The sequence below is a fragment of the Janthinobacterium sp. UMAB-56 genome (genome assembly GCF_900095265.1).
Taxonomy (GTDB): Bacteria; Pseudomonadota; Gammaproteobacteria; order Burkholderiales; family Burkholderiaceae_D; genus Janthinobacterium.
In genome coordinates this window covers 209,035-229,902 of sequence record NZ_LT607652.1, presented here as the reverse complement: position 1 = coordinate 229,902, position 20,868 = coordinate 209,035, and the positions used below count along the sequence as shown (strand labels likewise).

General features: G+C 59.8%; 23 protein-coding genes and 1 pseudogene. 7 read left to right on the top strand and 17 right to left on the bottom strand.

What is annotated here, in order from left to right; all coding sequences use genetic code 11:
- Positions 1-75 precede the first annotated feature (75 nt).
- Positions 76-2,496, top strand: a complete 2,421-nt coding sequence (locus tag K0F85_RS04090) for a TonB-dependent siderophore receptor (protein ID WP_219114668.1) — start codon at positions 76-78, stop codon at positions 2,494-2,496.
- Positions 2,497-2,578: 82 nt separating this feature from the next.
- Here K0F85_RS04090 and K0F85_RS29200 read toward each other — a convergent pair.
- Positions 2,579-2,665 (bottom strand): annotated as a pseudogene (locus K0F85_RS29200) (PEP-CTERM sorting domain-containing protein); the annotation flags it as partial.
- A gap of 453 nt (positions 2,666-3,118) precedes the next feature.
- On the opposite strand from K0F85_RS29200, the gene K0F85_RS04080 reads away from it, so the two are divergent.
- Genes K0F85_RS04080 through K0F85_RS04070 form a run of 3 tightly spaced genes read left to right on the top strand, consistent with a single transcriptional unit; the run spans position 3,119 to position 4,034 of the window.
- Positions 3,119-3,436 carry a hypothetical protein gene (locus tag K0F85_RS04080; protein WP_219114667.1) on the top strand — a complete coding sequence of 106 codons (318 nt, stop codon included), beginning with the start codon at positions 3,119-3,121 and terminating at the stop codon, positions 3,434-3,436.
- On the top strand, positions 3,424-3,684 hold the full coding sequence (locus tag K0F85_RS04075) for a DUF2185 domain-containing protein (protein WP_219114666.1): 261 nt from the start codon (positions 3,424-3,426) through the stop codon (positions 3,682-3,684). The genes K0F85_RS04080 and K0F85_RS04075 overlap by 13 nt, the downstream gene beginning before the upstream one ends.
- Complete coding sequence (locus K0F85_RS04070) at positions 3,681-4,034, top strand: MmcQ/YjbR family DNA-binding protein (protein ID WP_219114665.1); 354 nt, start codon at positions 3,681-3,683, stop codon at positions 4,032-4,034. Before K0F85_RS04075 ends, K0F85_RS04070 begins: the two co-directional genes overlap by 4 nt.
- Here the strand turns inward: K0F85_RS04070 and K0F85_RS04065 are convergent.
- From K0F85_RS04065 to K0F85_RS04030, 8 genes are all read right to left on the bottom strand, one after another.
- Positions 4,031-4,963 carry a CysB family HTH-type transcriptional regulator gene (locus K0F85_RS04065; protein ID WP_219114664.1) on the bottom strand — a complete coding sequence of 311 codons (933 nt, stop codon included), beginning with the start codon at positions 4,961-4,963 and terminating at the stop codon, positions 4,031-4,033. The genes K0F85_RS04070 and K0F85_RS04065 overlap by 4 nt on opposite strands.
- 12 nt (positions 4,964-4,975) lie before the next feature.
- Positions 4,976-6,049: a sulfate/molybdate ABC transporter ATP-binding protein gene (locus tag K0F85_RS04060; protein WP_219114663.1), complete on the bottom strand. Its 1,074-nt coding sequence runs from the start codon at positions 6,047-6,049 to the stop codon at positions 4,976-4,978.
- A 1-nt stretch (position 6,050) separates the two neighbouring features.
- Entirely contained in the window at positions 6,051-6,977 is a 927-nt protein-coding gene (cysW, locus tag K0F85_RS04055) for a sulfate ABC transporter permease subunit CysW (protein WP_219114662.1), read from the bottom strand.
- Entirely contained in the window at positions 6,974-7,783 is an 810-nt protein-coding gene (gene cysT, locus K0F85_RS04050) for a sulfate ABC transporter permease subunit CysT (RefSeq protein ID WP_251373664.1), read from the bottom strand. The genes cysW and cysT overlap by 4 nt, the downstream gene beginning before the upstream one ends.
- 322 nt (positions 7,784-8,105) lie before the next feature.
- Positions 8,106-8,744, bottom strand: coding sequence for a peroxiredoxin (locus tag K0F85_RS04045; RefSeq protein ID WP_219114660.1), 639 nt, complete (start codon positions 8,742-8,744; stop codon positions 8,106-8,108).
- A gap of 42 nt (positions 8,745-8,786) precedes the next feature.
- Entirely contained in the window at positions 8,787-9,353 is a 567-nt protein-coding gene (locus K0F85_RS04040) for an alpha/beta hydrolase (protein WP_219114997.1), read from the bottom strand.
- Between the two features lie 53 nt (positions 9,354-9,406).
- Positions 9,407-10,411 carry a sulfate ABC transporter substrate-binding protein gene (locus K0F85_RS04035; protein WP_257572514.1) on the bottom strand — a complete coding sequence of 335 codons (1,005 nt, stop codon included), beginning with the start codon at positions 10,409-10,411 and terminating at the stop codon, positions 9,407-9,409.
- A gap of 130 nt (positions 10,412-10,541) precedes the next feature.
- Positions 10,542-10,925 (bottom strand): diacylglycerol kinase, encoded by a 384-nt coding sequence (locus K0F85_RS04030; protein WP_257572513.1) that lies wholly within the window; start codon positions 10,923-10,925, stop codon positions 10,542-10,544.
- Positions 10,926-11,076: 151 nt separating this feature from the next.
- Here K0F85_RS04030 and K0F85_RS04025 point away from each other — a divergent pair, with 151 nt between their 5' ends.
- Positions 11,077-11,856 carry an IclR family transcriptional regulator gene (locus tag K0F85_RS04025; protein ID WP_034747499.1) on the top strand — a complete coding sequence of 260 codons (780 nt, stop codon included), beginning with the start codon at positions 11,077-11,079 and terminating at the stop codon, positions 11,854-11,856.
- Positions 11,857-11,963: 107 nt separating this feature from the next.
- Here K0F85_RS04025 and pbpG read toward each other — a convergent pair whose 3' ends face one another.
- From pbpG to K0F85_RS04010, 3 genes are all read right to left on the bottom strand, one after another.
- On the bottom strand, positions 11,964-13,037 hold the full coding sequence (pbpG, locus tag K0F85_RS04020; RefSeq protein WP_219114659.1) for a D-alanyl-D-alanine endopeptidase: 1,074 nt from the start codon (positions 13,035-13,037) through the stop codon (positions 11,964-11,966).
- Between the two features lie 177 nt (positions 13,038-13,214).
- Positions 13,215-13,934, bottom strand: coding sequence for a nitroreductase (locus tag K0F85_RS04015; protein ID WP_219114658.1), 720 nt, complete (start codon positions 13,932-13,934; stop codon positions 13,215-13,217).
- A gap of 21 nt (positions 13,935-13,955) precedes the next feature.
- The gene (locus K0F85_RS04010) at positions 13,956-14,882 is read right to left on the bottom strand and encodes a DMT family transporter (protein ID WP_219114657.1); all 927 of its coding nucleotides are present in this window, start codon (positions 14,880-14,882) and stop codon (positions 13,956-13,958) included.
- A 351-nt stretch (positions 14,883-15,233) separates the two neighbouring features.
- On the opposite strand from K0F85_RS04010, the gene K0F85_RS04005 reads away from it, so the two are divergent.
- The gene (locus K0F85_RS04005; RefSeq protein ID WP_219114656.1) at positions 15,234-15,800 is read left to right on the top strand and encodes a phasin family protein; all 567 of its coding nucleotides are present in this window, start codon (positions 15,234-15,236) and stop codon (positions 15,798-15,800) included.
- Between the two features lie 133 nt (positions 15,801-15,933).
- On the opposite strand, the gene K0F85_RS04000 is transcribed toward K0F85_RS04005, so the two are convergent.
- The 4 genes from K0F85_RS04000 to K0F85_RS03985 are packed head-to-tail and all read right to left on the bottom strand — an operon-like array spanning position 15,934 to position 19,623.
- Positions 15,934-16,656, bottom strand: a complete 723-nt coding sequence (locus K0F85_RS04000) for an ABC transporter ATP-binding protein (RefSeq protein WP_219114994.1) — start codon at positions 16,654-16,656, stop codon at positions 15,934-15,936.
- Positions 16,657-16,667: 11 nt separating this feature from the next.
- Positions 16,668-17,441: an ABC transporter ATP-binding protein gene (locus K0F85_RS03995; protein WP_131689619.1), complete on the bottom strand. Its 774-nt coding sequence runs from the start codon at positions 17,439-17,441 to the stop codon at positions 16,668-16,670.
- A 12-nt stretch (positions 17,442-17,453) separates the two neighbouring features.
- Entirely contained in the window at positions 17,454-18,671 is a 1,218-nt protein-coding gene (locus tag K0F85_RS03990) for an ABC transporter ATP-binding protein (protein ID WP_219114655.1), read from the bottom strand.
- Positions 18,672-18,693: 22 nt separating this feature from the next.
- Positions 18,694-19,623, bottom strand: a complete 930-nt coding sequence (locus tag K0F85_RS03985; RefSeq protein WP_219114654.1) for a branched-chain amino acid ABC transporter permease — start codon at positions 19,621-19,623, stop codon at positions 18,694-18,696.
- On the opposite strand from K0F85_RS03985, the gene K0F85_RS03980 reads away from it, so the two are divergent.
- Positions 19,622-19,840 carry a hypothetical protein gene (locus K0F85_RS03980; protein ID WP_034785167.1) on the top strand — a complete coding sequence of 73 codons (219 nt, stop codon included), beginning with the start codon at positions 19,622-19,624 and terminating at the stop codon, positions 19,838-19,840. The genes K0F85_RS03985 and K0F85_RS03980 overlap by 2 nt on opposite strands.
- A gap of 79 nt (positions 19,841-19,919) precedes the next feature.
- Here K0F85_RS03980 and ispH read toward each other — a convergent pair whose 3' ends face one another.
- Positions 19,920-20,867 carry a 4-hydroxy-3-methylbut-2-enyl diphosphate reductase gene (gene ispH, locus K0F85_RS03975; protein WP_086140002.1) on the bottom strand — a complete coding sequence of 316 codons (948 nt, stop codon included), beginning with the start codon at positions 20,865-20,867 and terminating at the stop codon, positions 19,920-19,922.
- Position 20,868: the final 1 nt, after the last annotated feature.

The following is a 20,868-nucleotide window of genomic DNA, read 5'->3' as shown; positions in this document are numbered from 1 at the left end:
TTCGCCCGCTGCTAAGCTGATTTCGTCACCGGACCGCCATGGTCCGCGCAACCACTAACCGAAGAGATATTGTCGATGAGTTCAAGCACCGCCCGCTCCCAGCTTCCCGCCCTCCCCGTGAAAACCGTCCTCGCCGCCAGCCTGATCGCCTGCTTCAGCCTGCCAATGCATGTGCAAGCGCAGCAAGAGCTGCCGGCTGAAGGTGAATTGCAATCGGTGGTGGTCACCGGTACCTTTGCCAAGAACCGCCGCACCATCGATTCCGAATCGCCGATCGACATCCTCACTTCGCGCGACCTGCAAAGCACGGGTTCGGCCGAACTGGCCACCGTGCTGGCGCGCCTGCTGCCATCGCTGAACTTCGCCCGCGCCACGGGCGCCGACGCCAGCGACGCCGTGCGTCCGGCCCAGTTGCGCGGCCTGTCGCCCGACCAGACGCTGGTGCTGGTGAACGGCAAGCGCCGCTACACTTCGGCCGTCGTCAACGTCAACGGCTCGCTGGGCCGCGGCTCGGCGCCCGTCGACCTGAATGCCATTCCCCTGGCCGCCATCGACCACGTGGAAGTGCTGCGCGATGGCGCAGCGGCCCAGTACGGCTCCGACGCGATAGCCGGCGTGATCAACATCATCCTGAAAAAAGGCGCGGCCGGCGGCGACATCGAAGTGGGCTATGGCCAGACGCAGGAACGCGACGGCAAGCAGAAATCCATCAAGGGTTCGGCCGGCTTCGCCCTGGGCGACGACGGCTGGGTGCGTGTCTCGGCCGAAGTGGCGGAACGCGATCCGACCAACCGCGCCGGCGCCGATTTCCGCAATCCGCTGGAACCGCGCTACGGCAAGGTCAACCAGCGCTATGGCGACCCGGAAAGCAAGCCGGCGACGATTTTCCTCAACAGCGAATACCGCATCAATGACAATGTAGACTGGTACGCCTTCGGCAACTATGGCAAGCGCGATACCTCGGCCGCAGCCACCTGGCGCACGGCACTGATCCAGAATTCCGTCACCAAAGCGTATTCGCAGCGCACGCCGCTTTTCCCTGAAGGCTTCTTGCCGCTGCAAAACAGCACCCTGACCGACCAGTCCATCGTCACGGGCTTGCGCGGCGAAGCGGCCGGCTGGCGCTGGGATGCCAGCCTCAATTACGGCAGCAACAAGTTCGAACTGGACCTGGACAATACGGTCAACCAGTCGCTGGGCGCAAACAGCCCCACGCATTTCTATGCCGGTTCGCTGAAAAATGAACAGACCGTGTTCAACCTCGATGCGGCGCGCGAATTTCCCGTTGCTTACTTTACGGGACCGCTGACGGTGGCCGTCGGCGCCGAAGCGCGCCATGAGAAATACAGCATCGGCGCCGGCGACGAAGCGTCGTACACGGGTGGCGGCTCGCAAGGCTTTGCCGGCTTCCGTCCCGCCAACGCGGGCAGCCACTCGCGCCACAACGAGTCGATCTATGTGAACCTGGAAGCGGAAGCGACGAAAAACCTGTCCGGTGGCGTGGCACTGCGCCATGAGCGCTACAGCGATTTCGGCAGCACCACCTCGGCCAAGGGGTCGGCCCGCTACTCGTTCACCGACGCCCTGTCCCTGCGCGGCACCGTGTCGAGCGGCTTCCGCGCGCCATCACTGGCACAGCAGTACTACACCATCACGACCACCAACTTCCAGGTCATCAATGGCAACAATACGGCCATCGAAACGGGCACCTTCGCCGTGAATACGCCGCAGGCGCGCTCCCTCGGTGCACAGGACCTGAAACCGGAAAAAGCCCGCAACTACAGCCTGGGCCTGCAATTCCAGCCTAGCCGCAACTTCACGACGTCGATCGACGCCTACCGCATCGACATCGACAACCGCATCCTGTTCTCGGCCAACCTGGCGCTGAACGACAAGCTCAAGGCCGAGCTGGCGACGCAAGGCTCGACCGTAGGCGCAGCGCGCTACTTCACCAACGCCGTCGACACGCGCACGGAAGGCGTGGACATCGTCAGCACCTACCGCATCGACCTGCAGGACAAGGATAGGCTGGACCTCACCGTGGCGTACAACCATAACAAGAGCACGGTGCAGAAAATCGCCGACAATCCGGCCATCCTGACGGCCAACAACCTGAAACTGATCGACCGCCAGAGCATCGATCGCATCACGGTGGCGTCGCCGAAGGACAAGTTCAGCCTGGCCGCCGACTATGGCTTCGGCATCTGGAATGCGCACGGCGTCGTGACGCGCTACGGCAGCTTCACGGTGCCGCAAAACGATGTCAAGCTGGACCAGACGTATGATCCGCAATGGGCGCTGGACGTGTCCGGTTCCGTGAAACTGGGCAAGAACTGGCGCCTGGTGGCCGGCATCGACAACGTCACCAACCGCTACCCGGCGCAAGTGACCAGCAACGGCAACCTCAACGTCAACGGCACCCAGCCCTACAGCATCTTCGCGCCGAACGGCTTCAACGGCCGCTATTACTACGCCAAGGCCGGCTATAGCTGGTAAGCGGCAAGTCCATACGACAAAAAGCCCGGAACGCATCGCGTTTCCGGGCTTTTTTCATCTTGCGCCCGCAGGCGCTGCAGGCTCAGGCGCGACGGCGGCGCGCGACAAAACCGAGCAGGCCCAGACCCAGCATCAGCATGCCGTAGGTCGCTGGCTCAGGCACGGCCGAGACCGAGTTGAACGCGCGGAAATTGCTCAAGCCACGCGGCAGGTTGGCAATGCTGAAAAGCGTATTGGCGGCCAGCGGCGTATCCCAGTGGAACAACAGTTCGCCACGGCCATAATGCACGGCCAGGTAGTCAAAGCTGGAGGTGACGGTGAACGAACCGGACTTGCTGCTGGCCAGGTCGCCCTGGGCGGCAAAGACCAAGGAGCCGGTACCGCTGGACGGCAGGGCAAACTTGCTGCTGACCAAACTCTGGATGGCGGCCGCGCTTTGCGCGCCGGATGGGTTGGCGCCGTCGTATACCCAGACCGTATCGGCGGCCACCGAGCCATAGGTGACGGTATTGCCGCCTACCAAGAAACCACTCTTGGCCGGATCGGTGATTTCCACCCAATTCGCCGCTTGGGCCAATGGCGCCAGGCAAGCCGACACACTGAGGCACAGTCCCAATACTGCATGTTTCGTCATATTCATATATTTCCCCTGGATTTTATTTCAATATTGCAACTTATTTGTATTTTTTATTATTTCTGCGACAAAACAAAAGATATCATCGAGGAAATCAAAATGCAATTAAAGAAACATATTTTCCCATTGGCATTTTCAATCGACCTCATCAATTTATTGCCAGGGTCCGCTATCACGGGGCTTGCCGCTATCCTTGCCATGCGCGGGCGCTGTGCCCGGAAAAGGATTGTTGTCATCGGCACACACCCGATGGCGAGGGAACCTTGCGACAATGGCAAGCCTGGACCGCATGCGTGGTCATCCTGACACGCAATCGGCTACCATGCGTCTATCTGTACCGCGAAGTGCAGGACAACAGCGACGACAGCGGCTGGCGCTTCACGGCCAACGACGAAAGCGATGACGACATCAACGACAGCGCCAAGGTGGCCCTCGTCTCGCTGGGCGCCGTGCTCAGCGTGGACGAGCGTTTCATGCGCCTGCGGGACGCTCCTGCCGGGTCAGCCTATGCCTACGACCACAACACGCGAAAATTCATGGTGCTTGAAGAATGACAACAGATGAACTGAAGGAATTTTGCGCGGCCCAGCCCGGTGCGCAAGCCGTGCTATACGGCGCGCCGTCGAACATCCTCGTGCTTGAAGTGAGCGGCAAGAAATTTGCCTATTTTAAGACCAGCGCACCGGAACAGTGGCGCTTCAGCCTGTGGGTCAGCGCGGAACGGTTTATCGAACTGACGGATATGCCGGGCGTGAAACCAGCCCGCTACATGGGCCGCTTTCACTGGGTGAGCATCGTCGATGTGGCGCGCTTCCCAAGCGATTACCTGGCGGAACTGGTACACGATAGCTACGCACGCGCCGTGGCCAGCCTGACGCGCGCGCAAAGGGCGGCCATCGCCTAGGGGGCGTCCTCTCCCGCCATGGCACGGTCGATGTCTGCGCGCGTCAGGTCCGGCGCCAGCTGCAATATGAACTCGTAGGCATAGGCGCGCAGGTACGTGCCGCGGCGCACCGCCAAACGCGTCGTGTTACTGGCGAACAGATGCGACGCTTCCACGGCCCGCAGCCCCTTGTCCCGACCATGATCGAAGGCCATGGAGGCAACGATACCCACGCCCAGGCCCAGCGCCACGTATTGCTTGATAACGTCAGAATCCATGGCGGTCAGGATGATGTCGGTGGCCACGCCCGCCTTGGCGAACGCATCGTCGATATGGCCGCGTCCCGTGAACCCCTTGTCGTAGGTGATCAAGGGATACTTGGCCAGGTCTTCCAGGCGGATGCTTGCATGTTCGAGCAGCGGGTGGCCGTCCGGCACGACAATCAGGTGGCTCCAGCGGTAGCACGGGAACGACACGAGGTCGGGGAACTGGCTCAAGCCTTCCGTGGCGATGCCGATATCGGTCTTGCCCGACAGTACCCACTCCGCGATGTGCTCGGGCGCGCTTTGTTGTAGCGCAATACGCACGTCGGGGTAGGCGGCGCGGAAACTTTGCACCACTTTCGGCAGCGCATAGCGCGCCTGCGTGTGCGTGGCCGCCACCGACAAGGTACCGCTGGTCTGGCCGCTGTATTCGAGGCTGGCCTGCTGCAGGTTTTCCGCCTCGATCAAGAGACGGTCGACGATCTTCAAGATGCCCTTGCCCGGCTCCGTCAAGCCCGTCAGGCGCTTGCCGTTGCGCTCGAAGATGACCACGCCCAGCTCGTCCTCGAGTTCGCGGATTTGCCGGCTCACGCCCGGCTGCGACGTGAACAGGGCGTTGGCCACTTCCGTCAGGTTATAGCCGCGGCGAGCCGCTTCGCGGATCGAACGCAGTTGTTGAAAGTTCATGGCATTCCAATATTAAATTCTTGATGTGGGTTCGACAAAGACGTGCAGGCGCTTGGGACGCACGACCAGCGTTTCGCCTTCCTTCAGTTGCAGATGCGTGAAACGCTCGTTCGACATCACCGCTTCGATCAGCTCGCTGTTATCGACGCGCTGCAAGTCCAGCTGGGCCAGCGGGCCGATGGCATGGGCGCGGCTCAGTTTCACGACGATGCCTTCGGCGCCCTGCGTGTAGCGGTCGATTTCCAGGTCGTGCGGCCGCACATAGGCCGTGCCCTTGCTGTCGCTCACGCCCGCGTAATCGGGCACTTCGAAGCTGGCGTCACCGGTCGCCATCACGCCGTCATGCACGCGGCCATGGAACAGGTTGACGTTGCCCAGGAAACCGTAGACGAACGGTGAAGCCGGGTGGTTGTAGACTTGCTCCGGGGAACCCAGTTGCTCGACGGTGCCCTTGTTCATCAGCACGACCTGGTCCGCCACCTCCAGCGCTTCTTCCTGGTCATGCGTGACGAAAATGCTGGTCACGTGCAAGTCGTCATGCAGGCGGCGCAGCCAGCGGCGCAATTCCTTGCGCACCTTGGCATCCAAAGCGCCGAACGGTTCGTCCAGCAGCAGCACGCGCGGCTCGACGGCCAGGGCGCGTGCCAGGGCGATGCGCTGGCGTTGTCCGCCCGACAGTTGCGGCGGATAACGGTCGGCCAGCCAATCCAGTTGCACCAGTTCCAGCAAATCCTTCACCTTGCGGCGGATCTGGTCTTCCGACGGGCGCTCGCTGCGCGACTTCACGCGCAAACCAAAGGCCACGTTTTCAAATACCGTCATGTGCTTGAACAAGGCGTAATGCTGGAAGACGAAACCCACCTGGCGTTCGCGCACGTGGCGGTTCGATGCGTCCTCTGCATCGAGCAGCACCTGGCCGCTGTCCGGATGCTCGAGGCCGGCGATGATGCGCAGCAAGGTCGTCTTGCCGCAACCGGACGGGCCCAGCAGGGCCGTCAGTTCGCCGGCGGGAAAGTCCAGCGAGATATTGTCGAGGGCGACGAAATCGCCGAAACGCTTGTGGATGTTTTTAACTGCGATGGTCATGTCAGTGCTCCGTAGAACGTAAGGCGGAATCGTCGGCGTCGCTCTCGTTCAAACGCCACTCAATAAAAGCTTTCAAGGCCAGGGTCACCAGGGCTAGCAAGGCCAACAGCGAGGCGACGGCAAACGCGGCGGCAAAGTTGTACTCGTTGTACAGAATCTCCACCTGCAGCGGCATGGTGTTGGTTTCGCCACGGATATGGCCGGAGACGACAGACACGGCGCCGAACTCGCCCATGGCGCGGGCGTTACACAGGATCACGCCATACAGCAGCCCCCACTTGATGTTTGGCAAAGTCACGCGGCGGAAAGTATTCCAGCCCGAGGCGCCCAGCACGATGGCAGCCTCTTCTTCTTCGCTGCCCTGCGACTGCATCAGCGGGATCAATTCACGCGCGACGAAGGGGAAAGTAATGAAGATGGTAGCGAGCACGATGCCGGGCACGGCAAACAGGATCTTGATGTCGTGCGCCTGCAGCCACGGGCCAAACCAGCCTTGGGCGCCAAACATCAGCACATAGATCAGGCCGGAAATCACGGGCGAGACGGAAAACGGCAAGTCAATCAGGGTCAGCAAGATACTCTTGCCGCGGAATTCGAATTTGGCGATACACCAGGAAGCGGCCACGCCAAATACCAGGTTCAGCGGCACGGCGATGGCGGCCGTGATCAAGGTCAGCTTGATGGCGGAAATCGCATCCGGATCGATGATGGCGGCGATATACGCTTCCCAGCCCTTCTTGAACGCTTCGGCAAAGACGGCTACCAGCGGCACGATCAGGAAAGCCGTCAGGAACAGCAAGGCGATGCTGATCAATACCGTGCGTACCCACAGAGGTTCCAGCACGACGGGGCCGACATTCGGTTCGAAACGGCGCGCTGTCGGCCGCGCATCTTTCACCTTGGCCACGGCAGTGATATTCGTACTCATGATTTCTTCGCCTTTCCGCGCGTCCATGCTTGCAGCAGGTTAATCGTCAACAACAGCAGGAAGGACACCACCAGCATCACCACGGCGATGGCCGTGGCGCCCGCGTAATCGTATTGCTCCAGCTTGGTAATAATGAATAGCGGCGTGATTTCCGACACCATCGGCATATTGCCGGCGATAAAGATCACTGAACCGTACTCGCCCGTGGCGCGGGCAAAGGCCAGCGCAAAACCCGTCAGCAAGGAGGGCAAAATCGTGGGGAAGATGACGCGGATAAACGTTTGCAAGGAATTGGCGCCCAGGCTGGCGGCCGCTTCTTCCAGTTCCTTTTCCGCGTCTTCCAGCACCGGTTGCACGGTACGCACGACAAACGGCAAGCCGATGAAGGTCAGCGCCACCACCACACCCAACGGCGTGAACGCCACCTTGATGCCCAGCACACCTTCGATGAACTGGCCGAACCAGCCATTCGACGAATACAGGGCCGTCAGGGTGATGCCGGCCACGGCCGTCGGCAAGGCGAATGGCAAGTCGACCAACGCGTCGATGATGCGCTTGCCGGGGAATGTATAGCGCACCAGCACCCAGGCCAGGATGCCGCCAAACACCACGTTCAGCAGGGCGGCGATCAGCGAGGCGCCAAACGTCAAGCGGTATGACGCCATCACGCGCTCGGACGTGACGGCGCTGAAGAAGGCGTCCCAGGTCATGGTGAAGGTTTTCAGGAACACCGACGAGAGCGGAATGAGAACGATTAGGGCCAGGTAAAAGAGCGTGAAGCCCAGTGACAGCTTAAAGCCCGGCATGACCCGGAACGGCGCTGCGCGCGCCTTGAGCGGTGCTGCTGATGCTGCAGACATAGAAACCCCTTCTTATTACATTTTTGAGTTATAGGGCGCAATAATCACATGCAACAGTTATAAAAAGAACTAACCATTTCTCATTTGCTTAGATGGATTTCGCATACCTGCCACTGAAAAATCCGGGCCAAAAAAAACGCACCGGCAAGGTGCGTTTTTATGGGGAAAGAGTGCCGAATAAAACGTTCAGGGCTAGGCGCGTTGCCGAAGACAGTACGAATGTACGGCGAGGCAATGCAACAACGCGATGGACGTTTTTTCGCTGCTTTTACTTGTTTGGCTGCGGCGTGAGGCGCAGATAAGGTTTCGCGGCCGTAAAGCCCTTCGGATATTTCTGCTTGATCACGTCCGGGTCTTGCACGGTCAAGGGGATGATGACGTCGTCGCCATCTTGCCAGTTACCGGGCGTGGCCACGGTGTAGCCATCCGTCAATTGCAGAGCATCGATGACGCGCAGGATTTCGTTGAAGTTGCGGCCCGTGCTCAGCGGATACGTGAGGATCAGCCGCACTTTCTTGTTCGGGTCGATGATGAAGACGGAGCGCACGGTGGCCGTGACGGATTGCTCCGGGTGGATCATGTCGTACAGCACCGATACTTTCTTGTCGACGTCGGCGATGATGGGGAAACCCACGACCGTGTTTTGCGTCTCTTCGATATCCTTGATCCAGCTCTTGTGCGACTCGGCCGCGTCCACGGACAGGGCGATAGCCTTCACGTTGCGCTTGTCAAATTCCGGCTTGAGCTTGGCAGTCAAGCCCAGTTCCGTCGTGCACACGGGGGTGAAGTCGGCCGGGTGGGAGAACAGCACCACCCAGGAGTCGCCGGCCCACGCGTGGAACTTGAGCGTGCCGATGGAGCTGTCTTGTTCAAAATCAGGGGCGACATCGCCCAGGCGTAAAGTCATCGTGATCTCCTTGTGAGGTTGTGTGGCGGGATGCTGGTCGTATCAGGCTGCCTGACGGTGGCGTTTGTCGCTTTGCGCCAGATCAAACAGCGTTTGCAGTTGCGCCTGGCCATACAGCCAGTCGCCCAGGCGCGACTCGGCATTGATATGGCCCAGCGCACCGCCATCAATATACTTGCAATTCCAGCGCCGTGCCCACTGCGCAGCGTGTTCGGCTGTCATCCAGGGGTCTGTCTGGCTGGCGATCAATATGCCGGGGCAAGGCAGCCGCTTTTGCGGCAATGCCTTGGCCACGCCAAACTTGTCCGGATCGGCAGGTCCCACCAGCAGCACGCCGGCCACGCCTTGCGGGTCGCGGGCAAGGCTGTGCGCCGTCGTCAGGCAGCCGAAGCTGTGGGCGACGATCAGGGTGGGACGCGCATCTAGCCGCCGCACCTGATCCAGGCGCGCCGACCATGTGGCCAGGTCGGGTTCGTTCCAGTGGTCCTGCTCGACCCGCTCGAATTGCGGATACAGGCGCTGCCAGCGGCTCTGCCAATGCTCGGGACCGCTGTTATGCAAGCCCGGCACGATCAATACCCGGTAATCGGAAAAGCTGCGCAGCGCCATGATGTGTCCTTGCGTGATCGATGCCGGCAAGCATTGCCGCCTGCCGGTGAAGATTACTTCGGCTGATAAATCTGGTCGAAGATGCCGCCATCGGCAAAGTGCGCCTTCTGTGCTGCCGTCCAGCCCCCTGCCACTTGCTCGATGGTGAACAGATTGACCTTGGCAAACTGCGACGCATATTTCTTCGCCGCCTTGTCCGTTGTCGGACGGTAGTAATTCTTGGCGATGAGGTCTTGCGCTTCGTCCGTGTACAGGTAGTTCAGATAGGCTTCGGCCACCTTGCGCGTACCGTGCTTGTCGGCAACCTTGTCGACGACGGCGACGGGCGGCTCGGCCAGGATGCTGACGGAAGGCGTGATGATATCGAACTTGGTCGGCCCCAGTTCCTTGACGGCCAGGTAAGCCTCGTTTTCCCAGGCGATCAGCACATCGCCGATGCCGCGCTCGACAAAAGTGGTCGTAGCACCGCGCGCGCCGGAGTCGAGCACGGGCACGTTTTTATACAGTTTGCCGAGGAAATCCCTGGCCTTGGCTTCATTTCCGCCCGGCTGGCGCAGCGCGTAGCCCCACGCGGCCAGATGATTCCAGCGGGCGCCGCCCGAGGTTTTCGGATTCGGCGTGATAACGGACACGCCAGGCTTGATCAAGTCGTTCCAATCCTTGATGCCTTTCGGATTGCCCTTGCGCACCAGGAACACGATGGTCGAGGTGTAGGGCGAGCTGTTGTGCGCCAATCGCTTTTGCCAGTCGGCGGCCAGCAGCTTGTGCTCGGCCAGCGCATCGATGTCGTAGGCCAGGGCCAAGGTGACCACGTCCGCTTCCAGGCCATCGATGACGGCGCGCGCCTGCTTGCCGGAACCGCCGTGCGATTGCTTGATCTTGACGTTGTCGCCCGTCTTGCCTTTCCACTGCTTGGCAAACGCCGTGTTCACATCCTGGTAGAGCTCGCGCGTCGGGTCATACGACACGTTGAGCAGGGTGATATCGGCCGCTTGCGCCGTTTGCAGAAGGGCAAACGCGCTGAGGGCGGCGGCAATGATGATTTTTTTCGACAGCATCTAAGATCCCCGTGTGGTTGAACTTTCAGAGCCACCAGATTACGGCGCAACGGCCGCAAAGAGAACGAAGCGTTTCGCCGTTTGATATGCAATTTGCGCATATGGACGGCGTGCAACGGGGATTTGGCGCTTAATAAAAACGGTTGAACAGGACAACGGCCCAGGTGGCAAACGCCAGGATGCACGTCAGCAGCACGGCGGCGCTGCCGAAATCCTTGGCGTTTTTCGACAGCGGATGGCGTTCCAGCGAGATGCGGTCGACTACGGCTTCCAGCGCGGAGTTGAGCAATTCTATGATCAAAACCAGCAACAGCACGCCGATCAGCAGCAGCTTTTCAAAGGCGGAGATGCGCAGCAACAAGGCGATCACGGTGCCGACGACGAACAGGCCCAGCTCCTGGCGAAACGCGTGTTCGTGGCGCCAGGCCGCTTTCAAGCCATCGAGCGAGTAGAAAAAGGCGGAAAAAATCCGTTTCAAGCCACTCTTGCTTTTGAATTCATTTACAGGTTGCATAGTTTTCCAAATGTGATGCAGGTGCAGTGGGCACATTATGGGGCTGGCATGGCAATGTGACCATTTATTCGCTGAATATCTCGGAACATTTCACTATTTTTTCACATCATGGTATAAAGAAGCATGAATACTGCAATGCACCAAATCCATCATGAAAATTGAACCGGTCGCTGCCCCAAAGACGACGATACAGGTGATCGAACGCATGGTCGCCCTGCTCGATGCCCTGGCCAAATATTCCGACCCGGTCAGCCTGAAGGAATTGTCGAAAGTTTCCGGCCTGCACCCCTCGACGGCGCACCGCATTCTCAACGACATGGTGCTGACGCGCTTTGTCGACCGCATCGAACCGGGAACCTACCGGCTGGGCATGCGCCTGCTGGAACTGGGCAATGTGGTGAAAAGCCGCCTCAGCGTGCGCGAAGCGGCGCTGGACTTCATGCGCCAGCTGCACAAGAAAACCCAGCAAACCATCAACCTGTCCGTGCGCCAGGGTGACGAGATCGTCTACATCGACCGCGCCTTTTCCGAACGCTCGGGCATGCAGGTGGTGCGCGCCATCGGTGGACGGGGACCGCTGCACCTGACTTCGACCGGCAAGCTGTTCCTGTCAGTCGATGAGCCAAAAGCCATCCGCGCGTATGCCACGCGCACGGGCTTGGCCGGGCACAACAAGAATTCCATCACGGATCTGCAAAAGCTCGAGCGCGAGCTGAGCCTGGTGCGCGAACGCGGCTATGCGCGCGACAATGAAGAACTGGAACTGGGCGTGCGCTGCATGGCCGCTGGCATCCGCGACGATACGGGCAAGCTGATCGCCGGCCTGTCGATCTCGGCGCCAGCCGACCGCCTGCAAGACGAGTGGCTGGTGGACCTGGTGGAAACGGCGAACCAGATTTCAGTGACCTTGGGATTTATCCCACAAGACTAAAGCACTGCCGCATAAAAATGTTCAGGGCAAGGCGCACTAACGAAGACAGTACGACTAGTACGGCGAGTCAGTGCAACGCTGCCATGGACATTCGCATTAAAACTTAATTAACCGCCGGGCAGGCTCATGTTGGCAGGCTTGAGGGCTTCGAGCCACTTGCGCATGCGTCCCGCATCGGCCGTACGCGACTGTTTTCCCTTGGAATCGAGGAAGACCATGATCACGGCCCGTCCTTCGATGACAGCCTGCATCATCAGGCAACGTCCCGCCTCATTGATGAAACCCGTCTTTTGCAAGCCGATCTCCCAGCCCGGATTGGCCACCAGGTGATTCGTATTGCCAAACTGCATGGGCTGACCGCTGGCTTCGACGATGGCTTTCGGGTCCGTCGAATACTCGCGCAGCAGCGGATGACGGAAAGCGGCCATGGCCAGCTTGCCCAGGTCGCGCGCGCTGGCCACATTCATTTTCGACAAGCCGCTGGAATCGACGTAGTGGGTATCCATCATGCCCAGCTGGCGCGCCTTGCTGTTCATGGCGTCGACAAAGGCCGGCAAGCCGCCCGGATAATTGCGGCCCAAGGCCGAGGCAGCGCGGTTTTCCGAGCTCATCAGGGCAATATGCAGCATATTGGCGCGCGTCAATTGCGAGCCCACTTTCAGGCGCGAGCTGCTGAACTTGGCACGGTCGACGTCCTCGTCCGTAATCGTCAGCACTTCATCCATGTCCTGGCGCGCTTCGACCACTACCAGGCCCGTCATCATCTTGGTAATGGAGGCGATGGGCAGGGCCACATTGGAATTCTTTTCAAACAACACTTCCGAGTTGGCCTGGTCCAGCACCAGCGCCACGCTCGATTTGAGGTCGAGCGGATCGCGCGTGAGATTCAGGCCGGCCAGGTCGCCCATGGTGGGCATCGGTGCAGCCATGGGCACGGCCACGCTGCTGACTTTTTGATAAATGACCTTGCGTTTGCCGCGCACCATGACGACCCGGCGCACGGTCTTTTCGCGCGGCGCGGCAGTGGCGCCCTTGCGCAGCACGACTTTGACTTTCTTGGTGTTGTGTTTCTTCGCGGCTGAGGATTTGCCGTTCGCTTCCCTGGCGTGCACGGCCGCAGCCGGCGCCAGCACAAACAGCAGGGAAGCCAGGATACCCAGCGCAAGTTTAAACTTAGCCATTCGATAATTCCCCGTGAAGCTGTTGCCTTATTGCAGTGTAGCGAAATGCAGAGTAATCGCAAGCCAATTTAACAGTTAAGACAGTATTTATTGCAGCAATGGAATACAAGTCGTTGACGATCAGCAAACAAGCTCATCCCTAACTGCCTGTTTACCTGTGCTGGTCGCTGGCAATGGCTATTGATCCATGAATTTAACAAAGCCAGCCAGTGGCTCGCGTTCCGTGCTCAAGCGGTTCTCGATCTTGTCCGGGTCGGCATAGCCGAGGGCCATGCCGCACACCACCATTTCGCTGGCCGGCACGCCCAGCTCGTCGCGGATGATGTCATGGTAATGGATGAAGGCCGCTTGCGGGCAGGTATCGAGTCCGCGCGCGCGCGCCGCCAGCATGATGTTTTGCAAGAACATGCCGTAATCGAGCCAGGAACCCTGTTCCAGCACCCGTTCGATGGTAAAGATCAGTCCCACGGGCGCATCGAAAAACTGGAAATTGCGTCCATGCTGGGCCATCATGCCGGCCGTATCGCCCCGCTCCAGGCCCAGCAGCTGATACAGGTCCAGGCCGATCTTGCGCCGGCGCTCGATGAACGGCGCCGTCCACTGGCGCGGGTAATAGGTATACGACGCCGTTCGCGCGGGCGCATCGGGCGCTTTCGGCGCGGCATAGGCGGCAAGGATGCGGCGCGACAGGCGCAGGCGCGCCTCGCCCGACAGCACATATACTTTCCACGGCTGCATGTTGGCGCCCGAGGGCGCGCGCGCCGCCACTTCCAGGATGCGCGCGACATCGTCCTGCGCCACCGGCGTGGACAAAAAGGCGCGGATCGAGCGGCGCGACACGATGACGGCGTCCACGGCTTGCTGCGTCGACGGTGTTTCAGATGCTTGCTTGTTCACTACCCTGTTCTCCTGCCATCTCTATTTCTTGACTACAAATACCACGCCGACCACGGCCACCAGCATGCCGGCGATGCCCAGCATATTGAACGCTTCGCCGAACATCAGCCAGGCCATCACGGCCGTCGTGGGCGGCGTCAGGTACAGCAAGCCCGTCACTTTCGTGGCGTCGCTGCGGCGGATCAGGGCGAACAGCAGGAAAATGGCGCCGATGGACAGCACGAGTACCGACCACAGCAAGGCACCGATAAAATTCGCCGTCCATTGCACATTGCTGAAATGCAGGTCCAGCCCTTCGTAATACAGGGCAAATGGCAAGACCACCACGATGGAGGCGGCAAACTGCACCACCGTGCCGGTGCGCAAGTCGAATTGCGGACAGTGGCGTTTTTGATACATGGTGCCGGCCGTCATCGACAGCAGGGCGAATACGCACAGCAGCACGCTTTCCACGGTCAAGCCCACGAGATTGATCTTCGCATACACGACCAGGGCCACGCCCAGCAAGCCAAAGAACAGGCCCAGCCACTGGCGCGGGCGCACGGATTCGCCGATCAGGGGCGCAGCGCAGGCCGTCAACACGGGCTGCATGCCCACGATCAGCGCGGACAGGCCGGCCGGCATGCCCAGCTTGATGGCGCACCAGACGCCGGCCAGGTAGCCGGCCTGCATCAAGATGCCGGCCACGGCGATCTGGCGGAACTGTCCCACGGGCCAAGGCGCGCGCAACAGCAGCACCAGCGGCAGCAGGATCAGCAGCACGCCAAGGAAGCGCAACAACAAAAAGGTCAGCGGCGGCGCGTAGGGCAAGCCGAACTTGGCCACGATAAAACCTGTACTCCATAACAACACGAAAAAGCCGGGCAAGGCCATCGGCGCCAGGCTGGTCAAGATAGGTGCTTTGGGGGCTTTGCCACTGGCGCCAGCCGCGGCGGGAAGATTGGACATGGTATCAACTCGGGAAACGGGATCTGCACCGGGGCGCAGCGCCAGTGCGGGAGGCAAAGTCTAGCATGCTGCGCCGCGATCGTCCCCGCAGCCACTGGAAACAATAGTTTAGGTTCAAACCATTGACACACAGAAAGCAAATATTTCTCTTTAGAAACAATGACTTTTGATGCAAATCTATTCAATTGTTGCATCGCACAAGAATCGCTTGACTTACGTTTTTTTCACCGTAGAATAGGGTTTGTTGCGTTGCACAATTCTTGTTCAGCTTGAAAAATTTAGATTCACCTGCTTTCCCAAACGGTACACGCAGCATCAAATTAACCAGATTTCGATTTTTTGGAGATTTATATGTTTTCAATTCCTGAGCAGTTTTCGTCCGCTACCAAAGCCAACCTGGAAGCCCAATTCGCCCTGTTCTCGTCGCTGACGGGCAAAGCCTTCGAAGGCATCGAAAAGATCGTCGAACTGAACCTGACCGCTGCCAAGGCAACGCTGGAAGAATCGACCGCCGCCGCCAAGCAATTGCTGTCGGCAAAAGATCCACAAGAATTCTTCTCGCTGAGCGCTGCTCAAGCACAGCCTAGCGCCGAAAAAGCCATCGCTTACGGCCGTCATCTGGCTGCCATCACGTCCGGCACCCAAGCCGAATTCAGCAAAGCAGCTGAATCGCAAATCGCCGAAACCAACCGCAAAGTCCTGTCCCTGGTGGAAGAAGTCACCAAGAACGCGCCAGCCGGTTCGGAAAACGCCGTCGCCATGCTGAAAAGCGCCATCGGCAATGCCAATGCAGGCTACGAGCAATTCTCGAAAACCAGCAAGCAAGCCGTCGAAGCCATCGAAGCGAACCTGACTTCGGCCGTGAACCAGTTCACGCAAGCGGCTGAAAAAGTCGCGCCACGCACGGCTGCCAAGTAATTCTTGCGCGACCGCTACGGCGGTCCGCTGTTAACGGCTCCTCCAGGCATCCATCCTGCACGTCCCCGACGGATGCCATTATGCCCCAGCCCAGCTGGGGCATTTTTTATGCCTGAATACTTCCTGAGTGCGCTTACTCCCCCAGATACGCCGCCTTCACGCGCGGGTCATCGAGCATGGCAGCCGCGTTGCCGCCCATGGTGACCAGCCCGGAATCCATCACATAGCCACGGTGCGCCGCTTGCAGGGCCAAACGGGCATTCTGTTCGACCAGCAAGATCGTGATGCCTTCGGACGAGACCTTGCGGATCACCTCGAAAATTTTCTCGACCATGATGGGCGACAGGCCCATCGACGGCTCGTCGAGCAGCAGCAGCTTCGGATGGCTCATCAGTGCCCGCGCCATGGCCAGCATCTGCTGCTCGCCGCCCGACAGGGTGCCAGCCATCTGCGCCGCCCTTTCCTTGAGGCGCGGGAACACGTCGAACCATTTTTCGATATCGGCCTCGACACCGGCCTTGTCCGTGCGCGTGTAGGCGCCCATCATGAGGTTTTCGCGGATCGACATGCGGGTAAACACGCCACGCCCTTCCGGCACCATGGCCAGTTTCCTTTCCACCAGGTGAAACGATTTCATCCCCTTGAGCGACTCGCCCAGGTAGCTGATCGTGCCTTCAACCTTGCAGGCAGGCAAAGTGCCCGTGATGGCTTTCAAGGTCGTCGTCTTGCCGGCGCCGTTCGCGCCGATCAGGGCGATCAGCTCGCCCTCGTTGACTTCCAGGTCGATGCCTTTCACCGCCTTGATGCCGCCGTAAGCCACATGCAGGCCCGCTACCTTCAGTACATTCTTGTTCAAGCCATTCTCAGTCATGCGTGCGATCCCCCAAGGTAAGCCTCGATAACGGCCGGGTTTTGTTGTATTTCGGCCGGCAAGCCTTCGGCGATGCGCTTGCCATACTCGAGCACCGTGATGCGGTCGCACAGTCCCATCATCAATTTCACGTCGTGCTCGATCAACAGCACGGTCTTGCCTTCGGCCTTGATTTTCACCAGCAACTCGCGCAGGGCCAGCTTTTCCGTCGCATTCATGCCGGCCGCCGGCTCGTCGAGCGCCAGCAGGGTCGGATCGGTGGCCAGCGCGCGGGCGATTTCCAGGCGCCGCTGGTCGCCATACGACAGGAAGCGCGCCGTGCGGTTGGCAAACTGGGCGATGCCGACGAAGTCGAGCAACTCCATGGCCCGCCGGCGGATGGACGCCTCCTCCTCGCGCGCCGCCTTGTGGCGGAAGATGGCGCCGAACACACCCTGGTGCGAGCGTACATGGCGCCCCACCATGACGTTTTCCAGCGCCGTCATGTCGCCAAACAAGCGGATGTTCTGGAAGGTGCGGGCAATGCCCGCCTTGGCCACCTTGTGCGGCGCGGATGGCGAATATGGCTTGCCGGCCAGCTCGAAGGTGCCCGTGTCGGGCTGGTACAGGCCCGTGATGACGTTAAAGAAAGTCGTCTTGCCGGCGCCGTTCGGGCCGATCAAGCCATAGATTTGCCCTTGCCGGATAGTGATGCCCACGTCGGTCAGCGCCTGCAGGCCGCCAAAACGCTTGTTCACGCCGGCGATATTGAGAATGATCTGTTCGCTCATGCCATCCCTCCCTTAAGCGGACACAACGCCGGTGGATTTATTCGGCTGGTCCACATCGTGGTCAGGCCGGTCCTCGTGCTTCGGCGATGGCCACAGGCCGGCGGGACGGTTGAGCATGATCAAGACCATGGCCAGGCCGTACAGCAACTGGCGCAATACTTCCGCCTCGATCAGCACTTCGCCGAACAGCGCCTGCTGGGCCGGCTCCACCACGTGACGCAGCACTTCGGGTATCGAGGCGAGGATCACGCCGCCCAGGATCACGCCGGGGATATGGCCGATGCCGCCCAGCACCACCATGGCCAGCACGGCGATCGATTCCGTCAGCGAGAACGATTCCGGCGAGACAAAGCCCTGGAACGAGGCAAACATGGCACCGGCCACGCCGCCGAACGAGGCGCCCATGGAAAAGGCCAGCAATTTCACGTTGCGCGTATTGATGCCCATGGCTTTGGCGGCGATCTCGTCCTCGCGGATGGCGACCCAGGCGCGGCCAAGGCGCGAATGCTGAAGGCGCTTGGTGATGAATACGATGGCAACGCACAAGACGAGGAATAGAAAGTAATACGCATTCACGGAGGGCATGGAAAAGCCGCCGACCACGACGGTGCTGTTGGTGCCCGCCTCGCCCGCCAGGTTGACGCCGAAGATGCGGATCGGATCGATCAGATTGATGCCTTGCGGCCCATTCGTAACATTGATCGGATCGTTCAAATTGTTCATGAAGATGCGGATGATCTCGCCAAAGCCCAGGGTCACGATGGCCAGGTAGTCGCCGCGCAGTTTCAAGGTCGGCGCACCCAGCAAGGCGCCGAACAGGCCGGCAACAAACGCAGCCAGGGGCACGATGATCCAGATCGACAGGTGGATGCCGTTTTCGCGGATTTCCGGCCCCATCAGCTGCACCAGGGTCTCGCCCGCCACCGGATATTGATTCACCACCGATTCGAGCAGGATGGCGAACTGCGGCGAGGCCAGCAAGGCCGTCAGGTAGGCACCCACGGCATAAAAGGCGATGTAACCGAGGTCAAGCAGGCCGGCAAAGCCGACGACGATGTTCAGTCCCAGGGCCAGCATGATGTAGAGCAAGGCCATATCGATGATGCGCACCCACGAGTTACCGAACTGGGCGGCAAAAAACGGGAACACCATCAACAGCGCGGCCAGACCCAGCATGCCGGCGTAGGCTTTGGTCGGATTTTTCTTAGCGTCAAAATCGAGTAGTGCCATGATTAAATCTCCCAGTTTCACATCAGGCACGGTCGGCCACGCGTTCGCCCATGATGCCGGACGGGCGCAGGGTCAGCACGATGATCAGCACGACGAAGGCAAAGATATCCTGGTAGTGGCTGCCCAGGAAGCCGCCCGTGAGGTCGCCGATATAGCCGGCGCCCAGACTCTCGATAAGGCCCAGCAAGATCCCCCCCAGCATGGCGCCATAGATATTGCCGATGCCGCCCAGCACGGCCGCGCAAAAGGCCTTCAAGCCGGGAATGGCACCCATGGAAAACTGGATGGACGCATAGTTGGCACCCCACATCACGCCCGCCACGGCCGCCAGCGCGGCGCCGATGGCAAAGGTGGCGACGATGACCTTGTCGGAATCGACGCCCATCAGTCCCGCCACGCGGGGGTTTTCCGCCGTGGCACGCATGGCGCGGCCCATTTTCGTTTTTTCCACCAGCAACACCAATGCGCCCATCGACAGGGCAGCCAGGGCCAGCAGCAACACTTGCGTTTGCGAAATCACGGCGCCGCCGATATTGATGGGGTCGGTCGACAGCAATTGCGGGAAGGGCAAGGGATTGCGCGTCCAGATCATCATGGCAAAGGTTTGCAGCAGGATGGAGACGCCGATGGCGGTAATCAGGGGAGCGAGGCGGGGGGCGTTGCGCAGGCGGCGGTAGGCGACCCGCTCGATGAGGACGTTGACCAGAATACAGATGGGAATGGCGCCGAGGATGGCGGTGGCCAGTTTCAAGTAGCCGGGCCAGTCCGGCACATAAATGCCCAACAACTTGAGAATGCTCAAGCCCGCCATGGCGCCGATCATGAGCACATCGCCGTGGGCGAAGTTGATCAGGTTCAAGACACCATACACCATCGTGTAACCGAGGGCGACTAAGGCATACATGCTGCCCAACACCAAGCCGTTAATGATCTGCTGGATGAATGTATCCATGATTGCCCTATCAAATATGCATTTTTCGGGAACAACTTCCGCCAGAACATGGGTCGCTGATACAAAAACGGCACCGGAGGAAGAATTCCTGCAGTGCCATCCCTGGACCGTTCTCACCAGCATGGTGCACGCACTCAAAACGGGCGTGACCTTGCTTAGTCATAACGACAACATATTCAAGCTTGAGGCAATCATAACGATCTTTTGCAAAAACTAAACTTGGAATAAATCAATCATTTCCGAATTAAATTCGGTTTGAGGTGACTATTTCATCGATACTCAATCGCGCCAACGCCTCATGCGACGTCGCGCTTGATGCCATCGAGGCCTTTTGGCATCGGGAAAGTGACGGCTTCCTGCACGCCATCGAGCGGGCGCACGCTCTTCACGCCGCACTCCTTCAAGCGGTCGATGACGGCTTGTACCAGTACCTCGGGCGCCGAGGCGCCAGCCGTCACACCCACGCGCAGCTTGCCTTCCAGCCAGGCAGGGTCGATTTGCGAGGCATTGTCGACCATGTAGGCTGGCGTGCCCATTTTCTCGGCCACTTCGCGCAAGCGGTTCGAATTCGAACTGTTCGGGCTACCGACGACGATCACCACTTCCACTTGCGGCGCCATGAATTTCACGGCTTCCTGACGGTTGGTGGTGGCGTAGCAAATGTCGCCTTTTTTCGGCTCGGCGATATTCGGATATTTCGCTTTCAAAGCCGCAATAATGTCGCTAGTGTCGTCAACGGACAACGTTGTTTGCGAAACATAGGCCAGGCTGTCCGGATTGGCGACCTGCAATGCCGCCACATCGTCGAGCGTTTCCACCAGATGCATGCCCATGTCGGCCTGCCCCATCGTGCCTTCCACCTCGGGATGGCCGTCGTGGCCGATCATGATGATTTCGCGCCCTTCGCGGCGCATCTTGCCCACTTCCATATGCACCTTGGTGACCAGCGGGCAAGTCGCATCAAAAATGCTCAGGCCGCGCGATTCCGCCTCGGCGCGCACGGCTTTCGATACCCCATGCGCGGAAAACACGAGCGTATTGCCAGCAGGCACGTCATCGAGGTCGTCGATGAAGATGGCGCCCTTGTTGCGCAAGTCCGCCACCACATAGGCATTGTGGACGATTTCATGGCGCACATAGATCGGTGCGCCAAATTGCTGCAAGGCGCGCTCGACGATTTCAATCGCCCGGTCGACGCCGGCGCAGAAACCGCGGGGCTGGGCCAGTAACAGTTCTTTATCCATC

Excerpts from the sequence above, each read along its gene's own strand:
- K0F85_RS04035 (WP_257572514.1), bottom strand. The coding sequence starts at position 10,411 with ATGCTGTCGAAAAAAATCATCATTGCCGCCGCCCTCAGCGCGTTTGCC.
- K0F85_RS04010 (WP_219114657.1), bottom strand. The coding sequence starts at position 14,882 with ATGTCCAATCTTCCCGCCGCGGCTGGCGCCAGTGGCAAAGCCCCCAAA.
- K0F85_RS04045 (WP_219114660.1), bottom strand. The coding sequence starts at position 8,744 with ATGACTTTACGCCTGGGCGATGTCGCCCCTGATTTTGAACAAGACAGC.
- K0F85_RS04025 (WP_034747499.1), top strand. The coding sequence starts at position 11,077 with ATGAAAATTGAACCGGTCGCTGCCCCAAAGACGACGATACAGGTGATC.
- K0F85_RS04040 (WP_219114997.1), bottom strand. The coding sequence starts at position 9,353 with ATGGCGCTGCGCAGCTTTTCCGATTACCGGGTATTGATCGTGCCGGGC.
- K0F85_RS04005 (WP_219114656.1), top strand. The coding sequence starts at position 15,234 with ATGTTTTCAATTCCTGAGCAGTTTTCGTCCGCTACCAAAGCCAACCTG.
- K0F85_RS03985 (WP_219114654.1), bottom strand. The coding sequence starts at position 19,623 with ATGGATACATTCATCCAGCAGATCATTAACGGCTTGGTGTTGGGCAGC.
- K0F85_RS04070 (WP_219114665.1), top strand. The coding sequence starts at position 3,681 with ATGACAACAGATGAACTGAAGGAATTTTGCGCGGCCCAGCCCGGTGCG.
- pbpG (WP_219114659.1), bottom strand. The coding sequence starts at position 13,037 with ATGGCTAAGTTTAAACTTGCGCTGGGTATCCTGGCTTCCCTGCTGTTT.
- K0F85_RS04060 (WP_219114663.1), bottom strand. The coding sequence starts at position 6,049 with ATGACCATCGCAGTTAAAAACATCCACAAGCGTTTCGGCGATTTCGTC.
- K0F85_RS04065 (WP_219114664.1), bottom strand. The coding sequence starts at position 4,963 with ATGAACTTTCAACAACTGCGTTCGATCCGCGAAGCGGCTCGCCGCGGC.
- K0F85_RS03990 (WP_219114655.1), bottom strand. The coding sequence starts at position 18,671 with ATGGCACTACTCGATTTTGACGCTAAGAAAAATCCGACCAAAGCCTAC.
- K0F85_RS03995 (WP_131689619.1), bottom strand. The coding sequence starts at position 17,441 with ATGAGCGAACAGATCATTCTCAATATCGCCGGCGTGAACAAGCGTTTT.
- K0F85_RS04030 (WP_257572513.1), bottom strand. The coding sequence starts at position 10,925 with ATGCAACCTGTAAATGAATTCAAAAGCAAGAGTGGCTTGAAACGGATT.
- ispH (WP_086140002.1), bottom strand. The coding sequence starts at position 20,867 with ATGGATAAAGAACTGTTACTGGCCCAGCCCCGCGGTTTCTGCGCCGGC.
- cysT (WP_251373664.1), bottom strand. The coding sequence starts at position 7,783 with ATGCCGGGCTTTAAGCTGTCACTGGGCTTCACGCTCTTTTACCTGGCC.
- K0F85_RS04080 (WP_219114667.1), top strand. The coding sequence starts at position 3,119 with ATGTTTCGTCATATTCATATATTTCCCCTGGATTTTATTTCAATATTG.
- cysW (WP_219114662.1), bottom strand. The coding sequence starts at position 6,977 with ATGAGTACGAATATCACTGCCGTGGCCAAGGTGAAAGATGCGCGGCCG.
- K0F85_RS03980 (WP_034785167.1), top strand. The coding sequence starts at position 19,622 with ATGATTGCCCTATCAAATATGCATTTTTCGGGAACAACTTCCGCCAGA.
- K0F85_RS04090 (WP_219114668.1), top strand. The coding sequence starts at position 76 with ATGAGTTCAAGCACCGCCCGCTCCCAGCTTCCCGCCCTCCCCGTGAAA.